We start from the raw sequence: 22,102 nt of genomic DNA on the forward strand, positions 1-22,102 counted from the left end.
GGTGGCACGATGGACCGGTGACCGACACCGCCCACGAGGGTCCTCTTCGTCCACTGCGCCAGGCGAGCAAGTTGCAGAACGTGCTCTACGAGATTCGGGGGCCCGTCGCCGCCCGGGCAGCCCAGCTCGAGGCCGAGGGGCACCGCATCCTCAAACTCAACATCGGCAACCCCGCGAACTTCGGTTACGAGGCGCCCGACACGATCCTGCAGGACATGATCGCCGCCCTGCCGACCGCGCAGGGGTATTCCGACTCCAAGGGCATCCTGTCGGCACGCCGGGCCGTGGTCAGCCGCTATGAGGAGGACCCAGACTTCCCTCGTTTCGACGTCAACGATGTCTACCTCGGCAACGGTGTCTCCGAGCTGATCAGCCTCGTCCAGCAGGCCCTCCTCGACGACGGTGACGAGGTGCTGATCCCCGCGCCCGACTATCCGTTGTGGACCGCTGCGACCAGTCTGGCCGGCGGCACCCCCGTGCACTACCTGTGCGATGAGCAGCAGGACTGGGCCCCCTCGATCGAGGACATTCGCGCCAATATCACCGAGCGCACCAAGGCGATCGTGGTGATCAACCCGAACAACCCCACCGGCGCGGTCTATCCACGCGAGGTCCTCGAACAGATTGCCCAGGTCGCCCGGGAGCACTCGCTGCTGATCCTGGCGGACGAGATCTACGACCGCATCCTGTATGACGACGCCCAGCACACCAGCATCGCCAGCGTCGCTCCCGACCTGCTCGTGATCACCTTCAACGGCCTGTCCAAGACCTACCGCGTCGCTGGCTATCGTGCCGGTTGGCTGGTCATCAGCGGACCGAAGTCGCACGCCACGGGGTTCTTGGAGGGCATCGAGCTGTTGGCCTCGACCCGGCTGTGTCCCAACGTCCCCGGACAACACGCAATCCAGGTGGCGGTGTCTGGCCGGCAGAGCATCCTGGACCTCGTCGGTCCTGGTGGCCGCCTGCGCGAACAGCGCGACACCGCCTGGTCGATGCTCAACGCCATGGACGGTGTGACCTGTGTCCGGCCGGAGGGGGCCCTCTACGTCTTCCCCCGGTTGGACCCCGAGGTGCACGCGATCCACGACGACATGCGGCTCTGCCTGGACCTGCTGGAGCAGGAGCGGATCCTGGTGGTGCATGGGACTGGCTTCAACTGGCCGACCCCGGACCACCTGCGCGTCGTGATCCTGCCCTCGCAGCGCGATCTCACCGTCGCCCTCGAGCGGATGGGCAACTTCCTGGCCAGCTATCGGCAGTGACAGCTCGCGGCTGGGTCCGGTCCCCTGGGTGATCGTCCACCGCCACTGTCTGTCGTCCGTCGTAGGTTGGGTGCATGTGCGGTAGGTATGCGGCCACGGCCGACCCTGATGAACTGATCGAGGCCTTCGAGGTCGAGGTCGACGCGACCGGTGAGACCTCGCGCAGCGTGCTGGTCAACCCGCAGGATCCACCGGCCGGGACGCCGGACTACAACATGGCCCCCTCCAAGCAGGCGCCGGTCGTGCTCACCCGGGTGCAGCGAGGTGCCGACGGCACCCAGGACGAGTCGGCCGAGCCCGCCCGCCAACTGCGCCACCTCACCTGGGGACTCGTCCCGTCCTGGGCCAAGGACCCCAAGGTCGGCCTGCGGATGACCAACGCCCGGGCCGAGACGCTGCTGGACAAACCCGCGTTCGCACGAGCTGCGGTCGCCCGGCGCTGCCTGGTGCCCGCCGCCGGGTGGTATGAGTGGCAGGTCTCCCCCGTGGCCAAAGACACCAAGGGCAAGCCCCGCAAACAGCCGTTCTACATGCACCGTGGCGACGGCGACGACATCGGGTTCGCCGGCCTCTATGAGTTCTGGCGCGACAAGAACGCCGCGCAGGATGACCCGAGCGCCTGGGTCGTCAGTTTCACCATCATCACGACGGCGGCCGAGCCGGGCCTGGACCGGGTCCACGACCGTCAGCCAGTCGTCCTCGAGCGTGCGGACTGGCGGGAGTGGCTCGACCCGGGCACCACCGACCCGGACGCCGTCCGGGCACTGCTCGAGTCACCCGGGGCCGGGCGGTTCGAGGCCTATCCGATCGGCACCGAGGTCAACACGACGCGCAACAACGGCCCCCACCTGCTGGATCGGTTGCCGGACGAGGCGTTGATCGGGGCGGTCAATCCGGCGACGGGCGAGGTGCTCGGCGGATGATCGGCGAGCCGATCACGCTGTCCACCAGCCTGGGGCCGGCGGCGGTCCGGGTCCACGCACCGACGGAGGGCAGCCGCGGCACGATCGTGCTCGGCCACGGCGCCGGCGGGGCCCTGGGGTCCTGGCCCCAGGATCTGCGCAGCGTGTTGCAGGCGACGTCGCACGGCTGGACCGTTGTGCTGGTTGAGCAGCCGTGGCGGGTGGCCGGACGCAAGGTGGCCACTCGCCCACCGACGCTCGACGCCGCCTGGAGCGAGATCGTTCCCGCCCTGCCCGGCACGCCACTCCCCCGCCCACTGGTCTACGGCGGTCGCAGTGCTGGTGCCCGGGTCGCCTGCCGCACCAGCTCCGGCAACCCGGACACCGACCTGCCCCGGGCCGATGCCGTGCTCTGCCTCGCCTTCCCCCTGCACCCACCGGGCCGACCCGACAAGAGCAGGGCCCCGGAGCTGCTGACCCCGGTGCGCCTCGGCATACCCACGCTGGTGGTCCAGGGACGAGCCGACCCATTCGGCACTCCCGCCGAGGTGCGCGAGGCACTGAGCGCCGGACCAGAGGACACACAGCCCGGTTCAACGCAGGTGGAGTTGGTGGACGTGCCGGGCAACCACTCCCCATCGCGTGACCAGGGGCTGGTGACTCGCACGGTGCTCTCCTGGCTGGAACAGTTAGGTTAGAACCCACAGGGTGCCCCGACCCGTCACCCTGCCACCGGCCGAAAACACAGGAGCATCATGGTCTTCCGCAAGTTCGCCCGTCCCCTCCTCGCCAGCGCCTTCATCACGCGCGGCATCGACGCACTGCAGCACCCCGGCTCCCGGATCCCCGCGGCCCAGGAGTTCTCCACCTCCGTGGCCGAGCCGCTGGGTCTGCCCGGCGACCCCGAGCTGCTGGTCCGCGTCAACGGTGCGGTCATGGCCGGTGCCGGCACGCTCCTGGCGCTGGGCAAGTTCCCCCGGGTCGCCGGCGCGGCCCTGGCCCTGAGCCTGGTGCCCGCGACGGTCTTTGAGCACCGCTTCTGGGACGAGACCGACCCCGAGGTCAAGGCCGCCGAGAAGCGTGCCTTCTTCGGCAACCTCGGCCTGCTCGGTGGCGTCATGCTCGCCACCCTCGACACGGCCGGCAACCCGGGCCTGGTGTGGCGCACCAAGAATGCCGCCCACATCGCCTCGCTCGAGTCCCAGCTGGCGGCCAAGAACGCCGTCTCCTCGTTCTCCGACAAGCTCCCCTTCTAGAGCACCGTGGTCTGGGCAGCGCCCGCCTCGTCGGGCCCCGTCACCGGCACTGTCGTCGTGCCCGGCAGCAAGTCGTTGACCAATCGGCACCTATTGCTGGCAGCCCTGGCCGACGGTCCCACGACGCTGCACCGTCCGCTCGTCTCGCGGGACGCCGAGTTGATGCTCGGTGCTGTGCAGTCGCTGGGGGTCACCGTCGAGCGTGCCAGCGACGACAGCACCTGGGTCCTGACGCCGCCGCAGCAGCTGCGCGGCGAGAGCACCATCGACTGTGGTCTGGCCGGCACCGTCTTGCGGTTCGTCCCCCCAGTGGCTGCTCTGGCCGACGGCCCGGTGCACTTCGACGGTGACGAGGCGGCTCGGACCCGACCGGTGGCGCCGTTGCTGGATGCGTTGGCTGCCCTCGGCATCCAGGTCGACCACGGCGGGCGCAACACGCTGCCCTTCACGGTGAGCGGCACGGGCCGGGTGAGCGGCGGCGAGGTGGGCGTGGACGCGTCCGCGAGCTCGCAGTTCGTCAGTGCCCTGCTCCTGGCAGCGCCCCGCTTCGATCAGGGCCTGGTGCTGCGCCACACGGGTGATCGGCTGCCCAGCACCCCGCATATTGAGATGACGGTGCAGACTCTGCGCGCGGCTGGCGTGCAGGTCAGTGAGCCCGAGCCAGGGGTCTGGCGGGTGGCCCCAGGCCCGGTCCGCGGTCAACGGATCGACGTCGAGCCGGACCTGTCCACCGCCGCGCCCTTCCTGGCCGCTGCGGCGGCGACCGGCGGCACCATCAGGGTGACCGGATGGCCCACCCACACCTCGCAGGCCGGGGACCAGATGCGGCACATCCTGACCACCATGGGTGCTCAGGTGGAGTTCACCGAGACGGCAGACCGTGTCGGCACCCTCACGGTGACCGGACCGCCGGCGGGCGAGCTGCGCGGCGCCGACCTCGACCTGCACGACGTCGGCGAGCTGACCCCGGTGGTGGCGGCCCTGGCGGCACTCGCAGCCACCCCGACCCGCATTCGGGGCGTGGCGCACCTGCGCGGACACGAGACCGACCGGCTGCACGCGATCGAGACCGAGTTGTCTCGCCTCGGGGGCGAGGTCACCCAGACTGACGACGGCCTCGAGATCCTGCCGGGGCGTCTCTATCCGGGCGCGCTGGAGACTTACGACGACCACCGGATGGTGATGTTCGCAGCGGTTCTGGCGCTCGGTGTCCCGGGCACCGAGGTGCTCAATGCCCAGACGGTGGCCAAGACCTACCCTGCCTTCGAGCAGGCCTGGAGCGCCCTGGTGCTCGGTCAGGGCGCCACGGCGATGCCTGAGCGGGGTGCCGGGTGAGTCGCTATGACCACCTCGACGAGTCGTCCGTGCGCGTGCGACCGTCCCGCCGCGGCAGCCGGCCGCGCACCAAGGAGCGCCCTGCCCATGAGAACGCTGAGGAGGCCCTGGTCATCGGGGTCGACCGGGGCCGCTACACCACTCGCCTCGACGACCGCCAGGTGACCGCGATGCGCGCCCGGGAGTTGGGCCGCAAGAGCATCGTGGTCGGTGACCGCGTCGGCCTGGTGGGTGACTCCTCCGGTGGCCCCGACAGCCTGGCCCGGATCGTCCGGGTGCTCCCCCGCACCTCGGTGCTGCGCCGCTCGGCTGACGACACCGACCGGGTCGAGCGGGTCATCGTGGCCAACGCCGACCAGATGGTCATCGTCACGGCCCTTGCCAACCCCGAGCCCCGCCCCCGCATGATCGATCGCTGTCTCGTCGCGGCCTATGACGCCGGGCTGGAGCCACTGCTCGTGCTCACCAAGTCCGACCTGGCGCCGGCCGAGCCGCTTCTGGAGATCTATGGCCCGCTCGATGTCGCGTCGGTGACGACCTCGCTGGACCCCTCCGGTGAGGGACCAGCCGAGGGCGTTGAGCAGGTCCTGGAGCACCTGCGGGACCGGGTCAGTGTCTTCGTCGGTCACTCTGGAGTTGGCAAGTCCACCCTGGTCAACGCTGTGGTGCCGGCGGCCCGGCGCGCCGTCGGTGTGGTCAACGACGTCACCGGCCGCGGACGCCACACATCAACCAGTGCCGTCGCGCTGGAGGTTCCCGGGGGAGGGTGGGTGGTCGACACCCCCGGCGTGCGGTCCTTTGGCCTCGGTCACGTGGACCCGGGCACCTTCATCGAGCACTTCCCCGACCTCGCACGGGGCGCGGAGCAGTGTCCGCGTGGCTGCAGCCATGACGAGCCGGAGTGCGCCCTGGACGCCTGGGTCGCGGCCGGGCGCGCCGGTGCCTCGGGTGTGGTCCGGCTCGAGTCGTTGCGGCGCCTGTTGCGCAGCCGCACCGGCGACAGCACGGACTCGTCCACCACCCACGCCTAGCCGCTGCACGCCCGCGCCGCCACCCGGGCCGAGCGCCAGCCGCCATCGGGCACTGGCTCCACGGCCGCGGCTGGCCGCCGAGACGGGCAGACCTCCGCGCCGATCGACCTCCCACCAGCTAGCGTGGTGCCGATGGCCTCCTTCGACGACGACATGCGTCTCGCCCACGTCCTGGCCGACGCGGTCGAGCGCTTCACCCTGGACTCCTTCCGCAGCGATGATCTGCAGGTTGAGTTCAAGGAGGACGGCTCCATGGCGACCCGCGCAGACCGGCACACCGAGGAGCTGCTGCGTCATCAGTTGGGGCGCACCCGGCCGCGCGACGTTGTCCAGGGCGAAGAGTTGCCCACGACCGGACACGGCAACCGTCGCTGGATCCTCGACCCGATCGACGGCACCGTCAACTATGTGCGGGGTGTGCCCGTGTGGGCCACCCTGATCGGTCTGGTCGTCGATGACGTGCCCGTGGTGGGGCTCGTCGCGGCGCCTGCCCTGAACCGACGTTGGTGGGCCGGCAGCGGCTCCGGCGCCTGGACCGGTCGCTCGTTGTCCCGTGCCTCTCGGATCCACGTCTCAGACACCTCCCGCGTCGAGCACGCCTCGCTGTCCTATGCCGAGCTCAACTCTTGGTTGGACCACCCCCGCAGGGAGGGTTTCCTGCGCCTGGCGGGCCGGTGTTGGCGCACCCGTGCCTATGGCGACTTCTGGAGCCATGTGCTCGTCGCCGAGGGTGCCGTGGACATGGCGGTGGAGCCAGCACTGGCCATTCATGACATGGCGGCCCTGGCCCCGATCGTCACTGAGGCCGGGGGTCGCTTCAGTGACCTGGACGGCACTGACGGACCGTTCGGGAGCAGCGGGGTGAGCTCCAACGGGGTGCTGCACGACGGCATGCTCTCGCTGCTGAACGACGGGCTGGACACGGTGGATGACGCCGCAGAGCTCGCGTGAGGTGTCGCAACGGCCGTTGAGCGGCCATACTGGCTGGGTGCATGCTTGGCGCACTCTGGCCGCGACCTGTCTGACGGCCCTGCTGATCTGCACCGGCATCCAGGTCGCCGGGGCCGACCCGAGCGTGCCCGACCACCGCACCGCGTTGGAGCGGGACGACACCGCCAACTTGCTCGCCGTGGTGACCAAGCAGCGACCCATCCACCCCCTCGACTACGCGCCTGAGGACCTCGTCACCTGGCCGCACACCGACTTCGAGTTGCGCGCCGAGGTGGCCGACCAGCTCGAGTTGATGTTCACCGCCGCCGCGGATGACGGGCTGGCCTACCGGGTGGTCAGCGGTTACCGCTCCTACGACACCCAGGCCGGCACCTATGAATACTGGGCGCGGCAGTCCGGCACCGCCTCAGCCGACGCTGTCAGCGCCCGCCCGGGCCACAGTGAGCACCAGACCGGCCTCGCCGTCGATCTCGACAACACCACCGGCGAGTGCTATCTCAAGATGTGCTTTGGCGAGACCACCGAGGGGCGTTGGGTGGCAGAACATGCCCACGAGTTCGGCTTCGTCATCTCCTACCCCGAGGGCACGCGGGACATCACGGGTTACGCCTACGAGCCATGGCACATCCGTTACGTGGGCCCGCAGGTCGCCGGGGACATGAACCGGCGAGGTTACCTGCTGATCAGCACCTACCTGGCCCCGCCAGCCTCCTCCGTGCGTCTTGGCGAGCTACTCGGCTCGCATGGCTGACACGATGTCCACGACGCCGCGTCCGAGGGCACGCACCCCCGCTGCATGCTCGGCATCGCCGACCAGGACCACCGTCCAGTCCGTGCCGCGGTGTCGGTCCCACGCCTGCCGGGCGACGTCCGGATCGAGGGTCCGGATCTGCGCCACCGTGCGGCTGACGAAGTCGGTGTCCAGCCCGTCCAGCGCGAGGGAGACGGCCTCGCCGGCCACTGCCTCACACGTGGCGAACCTCCCGGGGGCGGTGCGCGCCTGATAGCCAGCGGCGTGGGCGAGCTCGGCATCGGTGAGGTCGCTGCCCCGCAGATCAAGGATGTCCAACAGTGCCTCGAGCGCCTCCACCGTGACCTCGCCTCGCACCGAGCCCAGGGCGGTGAACAGGCCTCCGTGTGAGCGGTGCCGGAAGCCGGCCCTGATGCCGTAGGTGTAGCCCCGCTCCTCGCGCAGCACGCGGTCGATGCGGGCGTGTGGCGAGCCACCGATGGCAAATGACAGCACCTGGTAGGGACCCCAGCCGAGCGGGTCGCCGCGGTCCGGCCCGGGGCCACCCAGATGCAGTTCGGTCTGGACCGATCCGGGACGGTCCACGAAGACGATCCGCCCCGCATCGGCAGCCCTGGTGCCCTGCGACCCGGTGGCCGGCTGGTGGCTCGGGACGCTCGACCAGGCCGCCAGGGCACGCTCGAGCTCCTCCTGCAGTGCGATGCCGGTGAGGTCGCCCGCAACTGCCAGCACGGCACCGTCGGGGTGCACGGTCGCTGCGTGATAGGCACGGGCGTGCTCCGCCGTGATCTGCGAGACGCTCTCGTGGCTGCCACCCCCGGGTCGCGAGGCCCGGTCCTTCGGGTCGAAGTAGGTGGCGATGAACTCCAGGGAGGCCAGGCTGGCGGGGTCGGCTTTGTCCTGCCCGATGTCAGCCAGCCGGTGGCGCACCTCGCGGCGCACCTCGGCCTCGGGGAAGGTCGCCTCGGTCAGGCACTCGACCATCAGGTCCAGCGCCTCGGACACGTTGCGGCTGATCGTGTCGACCTCGACGATGACGCCCCGCTCCCCCACACCCGCGTGCAGGGCAATCCCCTTGCGCGCCAGGAGCTCTGCGAGCTCGTCAGCCGTATGCCGCGCGGTCCCCAGGTCGAGGCAGCGCGCCATGATCAGGCCCACCCCCTCGACCTCGAGGGGCTCGCCGGCCAGGGGGGCAGGGATCCCGAGCTGGAGCGAGAGGACGTGCTGGCCGGGCATGTCGAAGGCCTGGACGGCCAGCCCGTTGGACAACACAAACCGGTCCGGCTGGGGGAACGACCACGGGGCAGGTTCGGCGACGACGGGACGTGGCCCGGCTGCGGACAGGGTGCTCACGCGACCACCTCCTGTGGTTCCTCATCGACGGCTCTGAACGCCACCGTGGCCCTGGCGTCGGGGACCAGCCACCGTGCGGCGGCGTCGCGGACCTGATCAGCAGTCACTGCTCGGACAGTGTCCAGATAGGTGTTGATGTGCTCCGGGTCCTCGTGCAGGAGGGCGTAGTGGCTGATCAGATCGGCTCGCTCCTGGTGACCAGCGAGTGCCTCGAGCCACGACCGCTCGGTGTCAGCCAGCGATGACTCAAGCTCCACGGCGGTGGGGCCCTCCAGGGCGAACTTCTCCAGCTCGGCACAGACTGCGGCCTCGACGGCCGCACTGTCCGCTCCGGTTGCCACGTCGACACCGAGGAACCCCAGAGACGCACCGTCGACGAGGCCGAGCGAGGCCCCGGAGACGCTGGTGGCGACCTCCTCGGTGCGGACGAGTCGGCGATAGAGCCGGCTGGTCATCAGGCTCGCCAGGGCGTCCAGTGCGACCGAGCAGGCGATGAACTCCGGCGTGTGCGCCACGGGCAGTCGGAAGCCGAGGTAGAGCCGGTCGTTGGGGACCTCCTCAACCCGTTCCAGCCGCGGAGCCTGCGTCAATGGCGACAGTTGCGCCCCGCGCGGTTGTGGCTCTGGGGCCGCATGATGGAGCGGGTCAAAGTGCCGAGCGACGGCGGCAAAGCCTTCCTCGACGGTGATGTCCCCGACGAGGGTGAGCACCGTGTTGGCGGGGGTGTAGTGCTGCCGATAGAAGGCGTGCACGTCCTCCAGTGCGGCCGCGTCGAGATCCTCCATCGAGCCGATGGTGGGGTGGTGGTAGGGGTGGCCCTCCGGGAAGACGAGGCTGCCCAGGTCGGCGATCGCCGTGCCGTAGGGCTGGTTGTCGTAGCGCTGGCGCTTCTCCTCCTTGACCACGTCCCGCTGGTTGTCCAGGTTGGCCTGGTTGACGGCGTCCAGCAGCCGGCCGTGGCGGTCTGCCTCGAGCCAGAGGGCCAGGTCGAGCGCGCCGGTGGGCACGGTCTCGAAGTAGTTGGTCCGGTCGAACCAGGTCGTGGCGTTGAGGGTGCCCCCCTGCTCCATCAGCAGGGAGAAGTGCTCGCCCTCCTCGACGTTGGCCGAGCCCTGGAACATCAGGTGCTCAAACAGGTGCGCGAGACCGGTGCTGCCGGGGCGCTCGTGGCGTGAGCCGACGCCGACCCAGATGTTGACGGTCACGGTCGGCACGGTGTGGTCGGGGCTGACGACCACCCGCAGCCCGTTGTTCAGGGTGCGGGTGGCGATCGGATAGTCCAACGGCATCGGATCACTGTAAGCACATCGGGGCGGTTGCTCTAACCGAGCAGGGCCCCGCCCAGCAGGATCCGGAGTCCCGAGCTCCTTGGGGGCTCGTGGCTCAGGTCTCGTCGTCCCGGTGCCACCCGAGGTTGCGCGCGGCACGTTGCGGCAGGTCGTTGACCCGGTGCATCGCCAGGCGCCCGAAGATCTGCTGCTCGGTGATGTTGCGCTCGGCCCGTCCACGCCCCAGGAAGCTCACCATCCAGTGTAGGAGCGTGGTGATGCGGGACTTGAACCCAATGATGTAGACGAGGTGGACGCCCAACCAGAGTCCCCACGCCGGGAACCCGGTGACCTTGACCTTGCCGATCTCCGCGATGGCGCGGAACCGCGAGATGGTGGCCATGTTGCCCTTGTCGAAATAGGCGAACGGCTCGGTCACCGGCTTGCCGCCCAGCGACGCCTTGATCTTGGAGGCTGCGTAACGGGACTGCTGGATGGCCACCTGCGCCACACCAGGCAGCCCGTCGAGGGAGGCCATGTCACCCACGACGAAGATGTCGTCGTGGCCGGGCAGGGTCAGGTCAGCGTTGACCGGGATGCGGCCCGCGCGGTCGACCTCGAGTCCGACCTGGTCGGCGAGCACCCGGGCCAGCGGCGAGGCGGCGACACCGGCGGCCCACACCTTGGTCAGCGCCTCGATGCGGTGGGTCTCGCTGTCCGCGTCCTGATATTCCAGGCCCCTGGCGTCGACGTCGACCACCTTGGCGCCCAGCCGCACGGTGACGCCCAGCTTTTCCATCGCGGCCCGGGTCTTGACCTGCAGCGATTCGTCAAACGATCCGAGGATGGCTGGGGCGGCGTCCAGCAGATAGATCTTGGCCCTGCGGGGATCGATGTGCCGGAAGTCGTGTTTGAGGGTGCGCCGTGAGAGCTCGGCCAGCTGCCCGGCCATCTCAACACCGGTGGGTCCTGCGCCGACGACCACGAACGTCGTGAGGGCCTCGGCCGCATCGTGGCGACCGTCGGCTGCGGCGAGTTCGGCGAGCTCGAAGGCACCAAAGATCCGGCCGCGCAACTCCAGGGCGTCGTCGATGCTCTTCATGCCCGGCGCGAAGTCTGCGAACTGGTCGTTGCCAAACCACGACTGGTTTGCACCAGCGGCGACGATCAGGTGGTCATAGCTGAAGGTCCGTGGCATGTCCAGGGTGGTCGCCGTGACCGTCTTGGCCTCCACGTCGATGTTTGTGACGTCGCCCAGCTCGACCTGCACGTTGTCCTGGTGGGCCAGGACCTCACGGGTCGCGGGAGCGATCTCTCCGGGCGACAGGATGCCGGTCGCGACCTGATAGAGCAGGGGCTGGAACAGGTGGGTGGTCGTGCGACCGATCAGGCGGATGTCGACATCGGCCTTGGCCAGGGCGCGGGCTGCGAACAGGCCGCCGAAGCCGGACCCGATGATGACGACCCTGGGCCGCCGGGCAGTGGGGTTCATGTGGTGCCTCCTCACAAGAAACAACCAAGCAATGAGACCGAGTATGCCGTGACTTCCGCCACCCTGCCTGTGTTAGTTGGGCAGCGCCTGCAAGAGGCGTGTGATCGAAGTTCTCATCAGGGAGGAACTTGATCGTCATGCGCCACACCGGGCGTGCATCCTGGCACGTAGCGCCGCAGGCGGGAACCACCTCTCAGCTTCGAGGCGCGTCTCAGCCCGTTGGTCGGCACGCTCTGCGAGGTAGGCGTCGACATCAGTTCGGTGCCGCACGCAATAGGTGAATACGGCGTAGATGTCGCCCAAGGGCACGGAAGGATAGGACTCTTGTATCGCCTCGCGGTCATGTCGGTGCACCTCCTTGATCCAAGGTACCGGTGATGGGGTGTCTCGTTCCAAGGTTCATTGCTCAGCAGGCAACTACTGCGGGGCAGGAACATCCGGCGATCAGCAGTCGGTGCGTGCAGAGGAGTCCCTGAGCGGGCAGGAGCGCGAAGGGGTCGAGCTCCAGGAGCGGATCGAAGCGCTCTACCCACCGGACGGGCTACGAGCCAAACTGCTCGCACGCCTGGACACGTGACGGTCCGGTTCCTGACCGACGAGCACATCGCTCGCACGGACTGCTCGCAGGCCGGCAGCGGTAGCAACTTCTACGGGCAGACGAAGAAGGCCGGTCGATCAAGCATTTCGCCTGATCAACCGGCCTTCCGGTGGTAGCGGGGGCAGGATTTGAACCTGCGACCTCCGGGTTATGAGCCCGGCGAGCTACCGAACTGCTCCACCCCGCGTCGTGATCCCAACCATACGGCACGGCCAGCGCCCGAACAAATTGATGGTCACGTCGACCACGCCCGTTGTTCACGGGAGGCTTCCACAGGCTTCACCAACCGACGCAGCGCGGTTAATCAAGCTCGGAGCGCGCACGTGACTCGACGGTGATCGAGACGCTGCCCCCGAGCTGGCGCAGGATGCCACTGATCAGCGGGATCTCCGCCTCGCCGGTGAGCCGGACGACCGCGGTGCGCGCATCCGTGGTCCCGGTGCCCTCCGCAACCTCCCAGCCCAGCACACGATCGGGCATCGGCTGCCGGGCGAGGTGCTCCTGAGCCGCGCCGGCGACCCCCTGCGTGGTGAGCGGGACCCCGTCACCCAGCCCAACGGCATACAGCGTCTCCTCGTCCACCGCGTCAGCTGCGGCCAGTGCTGCGGCGTCGGCCGCGTCGAGCAGGTGAATGCGACTGAGCTGGACGGAGGTTGCTCCGACCACGCCCAGGATAAGAAGCAGGGCGATGGACGCCATGCCAATGAGCAGGACACTGATCTGCCCACTCTCCCTCCCCCGTTCCAGGTCACCTCGGATGCGCCGGAGTCCCCGCGCCGCGTCACTGCTCACGAAACTCATCCACCGGTGAGACGTGACTCGAGGAGAGAGTGACCGTGGTCGGGAGGGCGCCGGACAGGAAGTCTGGGATGAGTGGGAGCGCGACGTCAATGGTGGCGTCGCTGCGCACCGTGCTCCCCGGCGTCAGGCAAGGGCTCTGCTCACACGCGATGGCGACGCCACCCTCATCGGTCGTGAAACCGTGTGCCTGCATGACCAGCATCGCCGACGTGTGCGCCGCAGCATGACCCTCGGCGTCGTCATCGCTGGTGACAAAAGTGCGCCCCGCCTCGCGCGCCGCTGCTGACACGGCATAGGCGCCCGCCTGGAGCCTGCCGAGCGTGCCCACGAGATAGAGCAGCGGCAGCATCACCAGCACGAGCAGGAAGGCGGTCTCGACGAGCATGGACCCACGGTCTGGGGCCGTGCCACCGATGTGGCGCAGCAGGGTGCGGAGCCGGCCGAGCACGTCACTGCCCCTCGGCGTAGGCCTGGCCAGTCACGGTCATGCTGCCCGGCACACCCAGCGGTCCGATCACCGGCAGTGGTAGCTCGGCAAACACACGCACCACCTCGACTCCGTCGAGCGTCACACGCTCTCCGTGGACCGTGGTCCCATAGCGTCCAGGCAGCGTCGTCGCCAGCAGTTCGGAGGCTCGAGCGACCCCGTCACCGGTCGAGTTGTCCGCGCGTGCTCCAACCCGGGCACCTTCGATCACGTGCGCCGTCGCAGTGTTGCGGACGTGCAGGGCATAGCCGATCTGGACGGTCGCCAGGAACAGGAGCACCAAGACCACCGAGACCAGGGCAAACTCAACCGTCGCAGCCCCGCGGTCTGAGCGGAGGAGTCCTCGTTTGAGCAGTCCACGGCTCATGTCCTGGGCGTCCGCGCCCAGGGAGGTGGTCACGGGCCGCTGACTCCCGACACGGCCGTCACGAACAGGTCGGACAGCAGCGGCTCCGCCACGAGCCACAGGGCTGCGACCAACCCGGCGGTCATGATCGTGATGAGGACCCAGCCAGGCACATCACCCCGCTCGGGTTGTTTCGCCCAGGTGGCCACTCGGGTCGAATAGTTCGTGATCGCCGAGGTGAGTCGGTTCCGCTGGCGGGTCAGTGCCTGCATGGTGGTTTCCTCTCCAGTGGTGCATCTGTGGTCTTGAACTTGCGTCTGGGTGGACATGGTTGTGGTGCCAGCGCGAGTGAAGCGCTAGACGGTGAGCCGGAGGAGGGAAGCCCCCGGATAGACCGCGAACAGCACGGTCACGGGCAGGACGAGGAAGACAACGGGGATCATCATGAGAATCTCGCGTCGGCCCCCTTCTTCGATCAGTTGCTGGCGAGCGGCCTCCCGGGCGTCCTGGGCCTGAGCGCGCAGGACCTCCCCCAGCGGAGTGCCACGTTCGATGGCAACGACCAGACCGTCGACGAATCGCACGATGGGTCCGAGCCCGGTCCGGTCACCCATGCCCTCGAGTGCCTCCGCCATGGTGGCTCCCGTGCGAGCCTGAGCCAGGCAGAGTTCCAGTTCGTCAGACAGTTCTCCGCGGGAGAGTCTGGCGACCCGGTCCAACGCCTGAGTGGTGCCCTCCCCTGCCGTCACGGAGAGGGCCAGGAGCTCAGCGATCGCCGGGAACTCTGCCATGATGCGTCGCTCGCGTCGGGTCGCTGCCCGCGAGAGCAGTTGGTCACGCAGGAGCACCCCACCGAAGGCTGCAGTCAGGATCACCACCGCCAACGCAGGCACGCTGACGCCTCGGGTCCACACGGCCAGGGAGCCGACGATGGCGACCAGCACGGCCGCAGCCACGCCCCAGAGCACCTGCTGGATCCGGAATCCCTCGACGTCAGCCGGCAGCCCGGCCCGCTGCAGCCGCAGTGCCACTGAGTCCGCTCCGCCCAGAACTCGGTCCACGACTCGGCCTGCCCAGCGCAGGCCGTCTGTTGCGCCGTCGCGGCCCCGAGACTTGGTCCCCGGGCGCCGTGCTGTGCCTTCAGGGAGTTGGTCGAGGTAGGGCTCGATCCGCGCTCCGAGGTCTATCTGCCGACCGATGGGCACGCCAACAACCATCAGCAGCAGTCCGACTGCCAGAACACCCCCGAGCAGTCCCCCGAGGAAGATCGACATGGTCATCGAAGCACCCGCTGTTCCTCGGGGAGTCGGCCGATGCGAATCATGATCTGAAAGGCCGCAACCGACAGGACAGCACCGATGAACAAGATGAGCACGCCGGTGGGTTCGCGGTAAGCCTGAAGGGCAGTGCCGCGGGTGGCCATCAACAGCAACACGATCCACGGTGCCACCATGGCCAGGCGTGCAGCGTTCACGGTCCAGGACTGACGTGCCTCAAGCTCGGCACGGGAGCGTGCGTCCTCGCGCAGAAAGGTTGACAGGGTCCGCAGCACCCTGCCCAAGTCACTCCCACCGACCTCGCGAGCCAGTCGGAGAGCCTCGATGAGACGGTCTGCGACCGGGTCTGCCATCCGCTCCTTGAGACGATCCAGCGAGTCGGCAAACTGGCCGCTGGCCCGGTAGTCATGGCCGAAGGCCTCAAACGCCGGGCGCAACTCAGCCGGGCCACGTTGCCCCAGCTGGGTCAGTGCCTCAGGCAGGGCGAGACCGGCCCGCACTCCGGAGGCGATGTGGTCCACTGCATCAGGCCACACCTCGCGGAGCCGGGAGCGTTTCGTGCGGGCCCGAGCACGCACGGCCGCCAACGGCGCCCAACCGGCCATGCCCGCGAACGCGAGGCTGACCGCCGGGACTCTGGTGACGGCCAGTCCGAGGACGAGCACCGTCGCAGCCGCCACAACACAGCCCGCGAGCAACCCGGGCCACCGGACCGAGGTGATGCCAGCGAGGACGATGTCGTCGTCCAGCCGAGCCAGGGCCGGGTGTCGACGCTTGGAGACGACCTGCTCCGGCTGTGGCCAGAAGGACCACCAGATGCACGCCAGTCCGAGACCAAGCGTCAGGCCGAGCAGAGCGCCACTCACGGCCTCCCACCTCCCGGCGCCAGCAGGTCCGCGAGGTTGTGCCCCGCCCGTTCGAACCGTTCTGGGTGCGGTGGGAACCCGTCTGCGCGCACCAGGGTGGCGTCGCGGGTGACAAAGATGTCGGCGATCTCAACGACCTCTGCCTCCACGCGACCTGGCAGGCCAACGATCTCTTGCACCGAGCGGCGACCGTCCGGCAACAGCGACATATGAACCACAAGATCGATGGAACTTGCCACGGTCGGGACCACGAAACCACTCGCGACGTTTGTTCCGGCGAGAAGGGGCAGGGTGCACATCTTGGTGACCGCCTCGCGAGCGCTGTTGGCGTGCACCGTGCACATGCCTGGCAAACCACTGTTCAGGGCGATCAGGAGATCGAGGCTCTCCTCCTGGCGCACTTCTCCGACAAGAATCCTGGAGGGCCGCATCCGCAGGGCCTCCTTGACGAGCCGCCGCAGGGGCACCTCACCGGTGCCCTCCAAGCTGGCCTGACGACACTGCAGCGCTGCGACGTCGCGCAGCGGGATCTTCAGCTCGAAGACCTCTTCGCACGTCACCACTCGTTCGTTGGGTGGGATGGCGGCAGCCAGGCAGTTGAGCATGGTTGTCTTCCCCGCCTGGGTTCCTCCGGCAACCAGGATGTTGAGCCCACTCTCAACAGCCGCCGTCAGAAAGGTCGCGGCATGCTGCGGGAGCGAGCCGAGGCGGACCAGGTCCGAGAGTTCGTCGGCGGCCACCACAAACTTCCGGATGTTGACCGCCCAGTGACGCCTCGTAATGTCGGGGATCACCACGTGAAGTCGGGAACCGTCGGGCAAGGCAGCATCCACGAACGGACTGCTCAGGTCCACGCGCCGACCCGACGAGCGCAGCATCCGCTCGACCAGGTCGCGCACCTGCTGCTCGGACAGCAAGGTGGGCGTCAACTCTGAGCGGCCGTGCCTGGCAACGAAAATCTTCCCTGGGTCGTTGATCCAGATTTCTTCGACTTCGGGGTCATCCAGATATTGCTGAAGAGGTCCGAGTCCTGCGACAGACTCCAGCAGGAGACGGCCCGCCTCCTCTGCGTCCTGGAGTGGGCGGACGCCACCTTTCATGGCTCGCTCGTCAAAGTCAGACACGACCTCGCGCACTAGGTGTCGAAGGGCAAGGTCGTCAGTCGCCGGGTCAAGACGGCGCTGTCGGATCTGCTCGCGGACTTCGTCCTCGAGTGTCTGGATGGTCGTCTGCACGAGACCCCCCGTCGCACCTTCTCCGGCAACAGCGCCGGTCCACAGTTGTCAACCGCTGCGTTGTCGCCTCGGTGATGGGCCACCACGTAACCGTCTGACCCGCTCAAGGTCTACAGAGTTTGCGAAACTTTTGGACAATCCGAACGAAGCATGTGGATGACCTCCGAGTTCACTGAGACCCTGTGGACAACTGCGGCTGTGGACAACTTTCAGTCCTGGGGCCCCGATCGCGACACCATCAGCGTGTGGAACTGCGGATCTCTGTCGGCGACCGGCGGCACGTGCGCACCGTCGGTGTGCGTGCGCGAGCCGGCGCCCCGTGGGGTCCGGTGGCCACGACACTTGGCCTCCACACGGACATGGTGGCGGAGGGCTCCGGTCAAGCGCTCCTCCTCACCGACGAGGCGGTGCTCGGGGACCCACCCCTGATTCATGGCGTGACCCTCCGGCCAAAGATCGCAGGTGAGGTCTCCGACAGCACCTGGGCGCCGGTGGCCGTGTGGGTCATCGGCGGCCCCGACGCTGGGGGCGCGTTTCCGCTCCGCACCGGGGGCAGACTGACGATCGGGCGCGGCTCGTGGTGCGACGTCATGATCGACGACCCCGGCCTCTCACGTCACCACCTCACGTTGTCGACCACGCGTCACGGCATCTTGATCGAGGACGGGATGTCGACCAACGGGACCCTCCTCGACGAGTCCCTCGTCGAGGAGCCCACGATCTGGACGCCGGGGGTCCCACTGCGCGCTGGGGCCTCCACCCTGGCGTTGGTCCCCACGGTCGCCACCCTGCCGAGATCGGCGGCAGACGGTCAGGGTCGACTGGTCGTCGCCCCTCGTCACCAGGTCCCACCGTCCATTGCTCCGGTCGAGCTCGACCATCCTGTTCGGGCCACACCGACAGCCCCAGTGGCTCCGGGCGCACTGGGCTGGTTGATCCCCCTCGGCGTCTCCGTGCTGCTGGCTGTCGTGCTGTCCATGCCAGCCCTACTGCTGTTCGGGTTGATGGCACCAGCCATGGCTCTGGGCAGCCATGTCGGAGAACGACGTCGGTATCGCCGAGAGTGTCTGGCCTCCGAGGAGACCCATCGTCGAGCGTTGGCTGCGGTCCAGGACGTGGGAAGGCACGCGGTGGCCGTCGAACTTCGCGCTCGGCACGAGCGCGCGCCAGACCTGGCACGCCTGATCCAGGACGCTCACCAGGCTGGCCCCTTGCTGTGGAGCCGCCCCAGCGACAACCTCATCTGCCGTCTGGGCGCAGGCAAGCAATCCACCACAGTCACCATCGGGGGCGTGCCCGAGGTCGCACCCCTGGTCCCGATCGAGATCGATCTGCGTCACGGACTGTCCCTGGTCGGGTCGGCAGCACAGACGCGTGCGCTGGCGCGCAGCGTGCTGCTCCAACTGGCGATGCTCCACGCCCCCAGTGAGCTCAGTCTTGACCTCGCTGCTCCCTCGTGCGCTGGTGCCTTCGCTGCCTCGCGCGCGCACTGGGACTGGATGGCCTGGCTGCCACATGCCTCACCCGGCCTGCACAGCCGTGCCCAGATCCAGGTGCACGACCTCATCGACACGACCGAGCCGAGCGACATCATCCCTCAAGCCCGACCGACCGATGCTGACACCGGGACAGGGCATCGCGCTTTCGGGAGCCTCACCGAGGCAGAGCAGAATGAGCCCAAGGTCATCCCGATCGTGCTGTGTCACAACGAATCACAAGCCGCCGAGAGTTCAATCGTGGTGGCTGTCAACGGGCCAACCCTGCAGGTGTCCACGTCGTCGGGTCCCCTCACCTGCACCCCCGACCTGCTTTCGGCCGTGCGGACCCACCGCACGGCCCGCCTCCTGGCACCACTGAGCGACGGCTCGAGGGACGATGGCCCTGGCTCGGTCCCGCTCCGTGTCGATCTCACCACCATCGTGCCGCCGATCAGCGCCGACGCGCTGGCAGACCATTGGCGCGCGGAGCCACGCTCAACCCGCTTTGCACTGGGCCGAGATGCCACGTCCACGGTGGCCCTCGACCTGGCGGCCGACGGACCGCACGCTCTGGTAGCCGGGACCACCGGATCCGGCAAGTCGGAGCTCCTCCGCACCCTGGTCACCTCCCTCGCCCTCGTCAACCGCCCGGACGAGCTCGTCATGGTCCTGGTCGACTACAAGGGTGGATCTGCCTTCGCCGAGGCCGCCGCCCTTCCCCATGTGGTCGGGGTCATCACGGACCTGGACCCGCACCTGGCTGACCGCGCCCTGACCTCCCTGACCGCAGAGCTCAAACGTCGCGAACACATTCTGGCCGATGCTGGAGTGCCGGACCTCCCGGCCTACCAAGCCCTGAACCCACGTGAGCCGATGCCCCGGCTGGTCCTGGTCATCGACGAGTTTCGGGCGCTCGCCGAAGAGCTCCCCGACTTCCTGGACGGACTCGTGCGGATCGCCGCGCTCGGGCGGTCCCTCGGGGTCCACCTGGTCCTCGCCACCCAGCGCCCCGGTGGCGTCGTCTCTGCTGACGTCCGCGCCAACGTCAATCTGCGCATAGCTCTGCGCGTCCGGGACGGCTCGGACTCCTATGACGTCATCGACTCGCAGGCGGCCGCAGACCTGCCAGAAGGTGTTCCGGGGCGGGCCCTGATCCGCACCGGCGCCGACGCACCACGCACGGTGCAGGTTGCCAGCAGCTCCACGCCTGCGGCGACCGCCTCAGCCGATGACGCCGAGTCCGTGAGCATCATCCCGGTGCACGATCTCTGGTCACCAGACCGCCACCCGACCCCAGAGGCACCGGAGGATGACGGCACCTCGACGCTGGCCCGTGCAACCGCGGCCACGACGCAGGCAGCCACCGCGGTGGGAGCGACCCCGCCGCCCTCACCCTGGCTGCCAGCCCTGCCAGAGTTCGTCCCCCTCGCCGACCTGCCCGCCGACGGTGAGCCAGCAGGGTGGGGAGGTCTGCCCCTGATGCTGACTGACCTTCCTGCTCAACAACTCCAGCCGGTCCACTGCTGGCACCCCCTGGTCGACGGGCACCTGGGCCTCGCTGGGGCCGCGCGGTCCGGCCGCAGCACCGTCGCGCGCAGCATCCTGGCCGGACTGCTGGCCCGTCCCCCGGGTGACGCTCACATCTATGCCTTCGACCTGGCCGGGAGTCTCGGGACGCTCTTCCAGGCACCCCAGGTGGGCGCCGTCCTCGCGGCACCCGACGTGGTGCGTGGTTGTCGAGTCATCGCACACCTCGCCCGGGTGGTCACCGAGCGACAGCAGGCGCTTGCCGCCGACGGCTACACCTCACTCGCCGAGCAACGCGCGAGCGCGACCCATCCGTGGCCACTGGTCGTGCTCGTGATCGACGGGTGGGCACGCTTCACCGAGATCTATGGCGAGTCAGAGCGCGGGCGTCCACTCGAGCAGGTGTTGCAGATCCTGCGGGAGGGACTGGCCGTCGGCGTCGTCGCTGTCGTGACGGGTGACCGTTCCCTGCTCGCGGGGAGGATCGCCCCACTCCTCGGCGAGATGTGGTCGCTGCGTCTGACCGATCCCGCGGATCTGCTGATGGCTGGCCTGACCAAGTCGCAGGTGCCTGGCCGTATGCCGCCAGGCCGGGCCGTCCGTCTGCGCGACGCGGTCGTGGGTCAGGTGGCAGTGGTCGGCTCCGGCGCGGACGGCTCCGAGCAGGTGGCCGCCTTGAGCCAGATGGTCGCGCGGGTGTCGTCTGTTCCGCCCGGCACAGGTCCGAGGGTTTTTCGTGCCCTGCCTCGCACGGTCGACCTGGACACGTTGGACCCCGCCGGTGCAGCCGGGCTGGTGCTCGGCGTCGGTGGTGACGCGGCCGAGCCGTGCGAGTTACCGCTTCCCGCGACAGGCGTGGGTGCGCTCGGCATCGTCGGGCCACCGGGCAGTGGACGCACCACCACGTTGCACACACTCGAGCACGCAGCTCGTTCTCGTGGATGGTCCGTGGTGGTCCTTGACGAGGCCCTGATTCGGGACACCACTGCCCTGGAGCGTCAACTGCAGGAGAGTCAGGACGGGACTCTCGTCACCGTCGACGGATTCGAGAGCCTCAGCACCAACGGCGTCGAGGACGTGCTGCTCTCCTGGCTGGACACACCACGCTCCCATGAGCACCCGCGCGAGCGGCTCGTCGCCGTCACCGGAGAGCCCGACGACCTCGGAGGTTTCCGCGGCCTGGCCGCACGCGTGGCCCGCGGACGCACCGGCATCATCCTGCAGCCGGAGAGCGCCGCGGACGGGGCCGGCTTCGGGGCGGCCGTGCCGACGGGTGATGAGCGGCTGCCCGGCCGAGGAGTGCTAGTCGCCCGAGGCGCGTGCACGGCAATCCAGGTCGCTCGGCCGGGCCCCTGACCCCTGTCCAGATGACCGTCAGGTCAGGCCAGGCGACCCATCAACGCGGCGGACGCGATGGTCGCCACCGCTGTGACGAGGATCGTCCCAGCCAGCAGCGGCGGGGCAAACTGGAACATCGCGATGCCCAGGGGCACGAGCAGGAAGTTGAACGCGATGGCCGGCGCCTGCGCCCGGGGGTGACGGCGCCACAGTCCCATCGATACATAGCCCAGCCCGACCACGAAGACCACCATGGTCAGCGCCGACATCAGCACAATCATCGGGTCGCTGCCCTCACCCAGGACGAGCTCGACCAGATAGAACACCGCAAAACCGGCGATCGCCAGGGCCTCCGCCCCGACCAACACAGAAGCCACCTTGCCCAGGAGCACCTGGCGGTCGGTGGGAGTCGGAGCGGTCATGGCCATGGGTGCAAGGTTAATCGTCGAGGCCCGGTGCTCTCGTCTCAGGTGGGCCCGAGAAGGGGCACGATCATCGGAGCCCGATGGACGGACCCGAGCGCTGGGACAGTCACTGTGCAGGCCAAC

Annotated in this window: 21 protein-coding genes and 1 tRNA gene; 10 read left to right on the forward strand and 12 right to left on the reverse strand. The window is 68.7% G+C overall.

What is annotated here, in order from left to right:
* The first annotated feature begins 17 nt into the window (after positions 1-17).
* The 8 genes from NF556_RS14520 to NF556_RS14555 all read left to right on the forward strand — a co-directional run bounded on the left by NF556_RS14520 (position 18) and on the right by NF556_RS14555 (position 7,488).
* The gene (locus NF556_RS14520) at positions 18-1,262 is read left to right on the forward strand and encodes a pyridoxal phosphate-dependent aminotransferase (RefSeq protein ID WP_252591627.1); all 1,245 of its coding nucleotides are present in this window, start codon (positions 18-20) and stop codon (positions 1,260-1,262) included.
* Between the two features lie 74 nt (positions 1,263-1,336).
* A complete protein-coding gene (locus NF556_RS14525) occupies positions 1,337-2,185 on the forward strand; it encodes an SOS response-associated peptidase (RefSeq protein ID WP_252591628.1) in 849 nt (282 codons plus the stop codon).
* Positions 2,182-2,862, forward strand: a complete 681-nt coding sequence (locus NF556_RS14530; protein WP_252591629.1) for an alpha/beta hydrolase family protein — start codon at positions 2,182-2,184, stop codon at positions 2,860-2,862. The genes NF556_RS14525 and NF556_RS14530 overlap by 4 nt, the downstream gene beginning before the upstream one ends.
* A gap of 57 nt (positions 2,863-2,919) precedes the next feature.
* Positions 2,920-3,420, forward strand: a complete 501-nt coding sequence (locus NF556_RS14535) for a DoxX family protein (protein ID WP_252591630.1) — start codon at positions 2,920-2,922, stop codon at positions 3,418-3,420.
* 6 nt (positions 3,421-3,426) lie between these two features.
* Entirely contained in the window at positions 3,427-4,755 is a 1,329-nt protein-coding gene (aroA, locus tag NF556_RS14540; RefSeq protein WP_252591631.1) for a 3-phosphoshikimate 1-carboxyvinyltransferase, read from the forward strand.
* Positions 4,752-5,786 carry a ribosome small subunit-dependent GTPase A gene (gene rsgA / locus NF556_RS14545; RefSeq protein WP_252591632.1) on the forward strand — a complete coding sequence of 345 codons (1,035 nt, stop codon included), beginning with the start codon at positions 4,752-4,754 and terminating at the stop codon, positions 5,784-5,786. The genes aroA and rsgA overlap by 4 nt, the downstream gene beginning before the upstream one ends.
* Before the next feature lie 132 nt (positions 5,787-5,918).
* Complete coding sequence (locus tag NF556_RS14550) at positions 5,919-6,737, forward strand: inositol monophosphatase family protein (RefSeq protein ID WP_252591633.1); 819 nt, start codon at positions 5,919-5,921, stop codon at positions 6,735-6,737.
* 37 nt (positions 6,738-6,774) lie between these two features.
* Positions 6,775-7,488, forward strand: a complete 714-nt coding sequence (locus tag NF556_RS14555) for a M15 family metallopeptidase (protein WP_252591634.1) — start codon at positions 6,775-6,777, stop codon at positions 7,486-7,488.
* Here the strand turns inward: NF556_RS14555 and NF556_RS14560 are convergent.
* From NF556_RS14560 to NF556_RS14570, 3 genes are all read right to left on the reverse strand, one after another.
* On the reverse strand, positions 7,468-8,841 hold the full coding sequence (locus NF556_RS14560; protein WP_252591635.1) for a M16 family metallopeptidase: 1,374 nt from the start codon (positions 8,839-8,841) through the stop codon (positions 7,468-7,470). The genes NF556_RS14555 and NF556_RS14560 overlap by 21 nt on opposite strands.
* The gene (locus tag NF556_RS14565; RefSeq protein ID WP_252591636.1) at positions 8,838-10,130 is read right to left on the reverse strand and encodes a M16 family metallopeptidase; all 1,293 of its coding nucleotides are present in this window, start codon (positions 10,128-10,130) and stop codon (positions 8,838-8,840) included. The genes NF556_RS14560 and NF556_RS14565 overlap by 4 nt, the downstream gene beginning before the upstream one ends.
* Positions 10,131-10,224: 94 nt before the next feature.
* Positions 10,225-11,601, reverse strand: coding sequence for an NAD(P)/FAD-dependent oxidoreductase (locus NF556_RS14570; protein WP_252591637.1), 1,377 nt, complete (start codon positions 11,599-11,601; stop codon positions 10,225-10,227).
* Positions 11,602-12,055: 454 nt separating this feature from the next.
* On the opposite strand from NF556_RS14570, the gene NF556_RS21420 reads away from it, so the two are divergent.
* On the forward strand, positions 12,056-12,178 hold the full coding sequence (locus NF556_RS21420; protein WP_256829317.1) for a hypothetical protein: 123 nt from the start codon (positions 12,056-12,058) through the stop codon (positions 12,176-12,178).
* A gap of 131 nt (positions 12,179-12,309) precedes the next feature.
* On the opposite strand, the gene NF556_RS14575 is transcribed toward NF556_RS21420, so the two are convergent.
* The 8 genes from NF556_RS14575 to NF556_RS14610 all read right to left on the reverse strand — a co-directional run bounded on the left by NF556_RS14575 (position 12,310) and on the right by NF556_RS14610 (position 17,211).
* A tRNA-Met gene (locus NF556_RS14575) sits at positions 12,310-12,386 on the reverse strand.
* A 113-nt stretch (positions 12,387-12,499) separates the two neighbouring features.
* The gene (locus NF556_RS14580) at positions 12,500-12,991 is read right to left on the reverse strand and encodes a pilus assembly protein TadG-related protein (RefSeq protein ID WP_252591638.1); all 492 of its coding nucleotides are present in this window, start codon (positions 12,989-12,991) and stop codon (positions 12,500-12,502) included.
* Complete coding sequence (locus NF556_RS14585; protein ID WP_252591639.1) at positions 12,981-13,448, reverse strand: pilus assembly protein; 468 nt, start codon at positions 13,446-13,448, stop codon at positions 12,981-12,983. Before NF556_RS14585 ends, NF556_RS14580 begins: the two co-directional genes overlap by 11 nt.
* A 1-nt stretch (position 13,449) precedes the next feature.
* Positions 13,450-13,887 carry a TadE/TadG family type IV pilus assembly protein gene (locus tag NF556_RS14590; protein ID WP_252591640.1) on the reverse strand — a complete coding sequence of 146 codons (438 nt, stop codon included), beginning with the start codon at positions 13,885-13,887 and terminating at the stop codon, positions 13,450-13,452.
* Positions 13,884-14,105, reverse strand: a complete 222-nt coding sequence (locus tag NF556_RS14595; protein WP_252591641.1) for a hypothetical protein — start codon at positions 14,103-14,105, stop codon at positions 13,884-13,886. The genes NF556_RS14590 and NF556_RS14595 overlap by 4 nt, the downstream gene beginning before the upstream one ends.
* A gap of 84 nt (positions 14,106-14,189) precedes the next feature.
* Positions 14,190-15,113, reverse strand: coding sequence for a type II secretion system F family protein (locus tag NF556_RS14600; protein ID WP_252591642.1), 924 nt, complete (start codon positions 15,111-15,113; stop codon positions 14,190-14,192).
* Positions 15,110-15,976, reverse strand: coding sequence for a type II secretion system F family protein (locus NF556_RS14605; protein ID WP_252591643.1), 867 nt, complete (start codon positions 15,974-15,976; stop codon positions 15,110-15,112). Before NF556_RS14605 ends, NF556_RS14600 begins: the two co-directional genes overlap by 4 nt.
* A complete protein-coding gene (locus tag NF556_RS14610; protein WP_252591644.1) occupies positions 15,973-17,211 on the reverse strand; it encodes a TadA family conjugal transfer-associated ATPase in 1,239 nt (412 codons plus the stop codon). Before NF556_RS14610 ends, NF556_RS14605 begins: the two co-directional genes overlap by 4 nt.
* Before the next feature lie 245 nt (positions 17,212-17,456).
* On the opposite strand from NF556_RS14610, the gene NF556_RS14615 reads away from it, so the two are divergent.
* Positions 17,457-21,572, forward strand: a complete 4,116-nt coding sequence (locus tag NF556_RS14615; RefSeq protein ID WP_252591645.1) for an FtsK/SpoIIIE domain-containing protein — start codon at positions 17,457-17,459, stop codon at positions 21,570-21,572.
* Positions 21,573-21,595: 23 nt separating this feature from the next.
* Here NF556_RS14615 and NF556_RS14620 read toward each other — a convergent pair whose 3' ends face one another.
* Positions 21,596-21,982 carry a hypothetical protein gene (locus tag NF556_RS14620; RefSeq protein WP_252591646.1) on the reverse strand — a complete coding sequence of 129 codons (387 nt, stop codon included), beginning with the start codon at positions 21,980-21,982 and terminating at the stop codon, positions 21,596-21,598.
* Positions 21,983-22,102 lie beyond the last annotated feature (120 nt).

Source organism: Ornithinimicrobium faecis (assembly GCF_023923225.1).
GTDB lineage: Bacteria > Actinomycetota > Actinomycetes > Actinomycetales > Dermatophilaceae > Ornithinicoccus > Ornithinicoccus faecis.

Excerpts from the sequence above, each read along its gene's own strand:
- NF556_RS14525 (WP_252591628.1), top strand. The coding sequence starts at position 1,337 with ATGTGCGGTAGGTATGCGGCCACGGCCGACCCTGATGAACTGATCGAG.
- NF556_RS14530 (WP_252591629.1), top strand. The coding sequence starts at position 2,182 with ATGATCGGCGAGCCGATCACGCTGTCCACCAGCCTGGGGCCGGCGGCG.
- NF556_RS14550 (WP_252591633.1), top strand. The coding sequence starts at position 5,919 with ATGGCCTCCTTCGACGACGACATGCGTCTCGCCCACGTCCTGGCCGAC.
- NF556_RS14535 (WP_252591630.1), top strand. The coding sequence starts at position 2,920 with ATGGTCTTCCGCAAGTTCGCCCGTCCCCTCCTCGCCAGCGCCTTCATC.
- NF556_RS14595 (WP_252591641.1), bottom strand. The coding sequence starts at position 14,105 with ATGCAGGCACTGACCCGCCAGCGGAACCGACTCACCTCGGCGATCACG.
- NF556_RS14570 (WP_252591637.1), bottom strand. The coding sequence starts at position 11,601 with ATGAACCCCACTGCCCGGCGGCCCAGGGTCGTCATCATCGGGTCCGGC.
- NF556_RS14565 (WP_252591636.1), bottom strand. The coding sequence starts at position 10,130 with ATGCCGTTGGACTATCCGATCGCCACCCGCACCCTGAACAACGGGCTG.
- NF556_RS14620 (WP_252591646.1), bottom strand. The coding sequence starts at position 21,982 with ATGGCCATGACCGCTCCGACTCCCACCGACCGCCAGGTGCTCCTGGGC.
- NF556_RS14600 (WP_252591642.1), bottom strand. The coding sequence starts at position 15,113 with ATGACCATGTCGATCTTCCTCGGGGGACTGCTCGGGGGTGTTCTGGCA.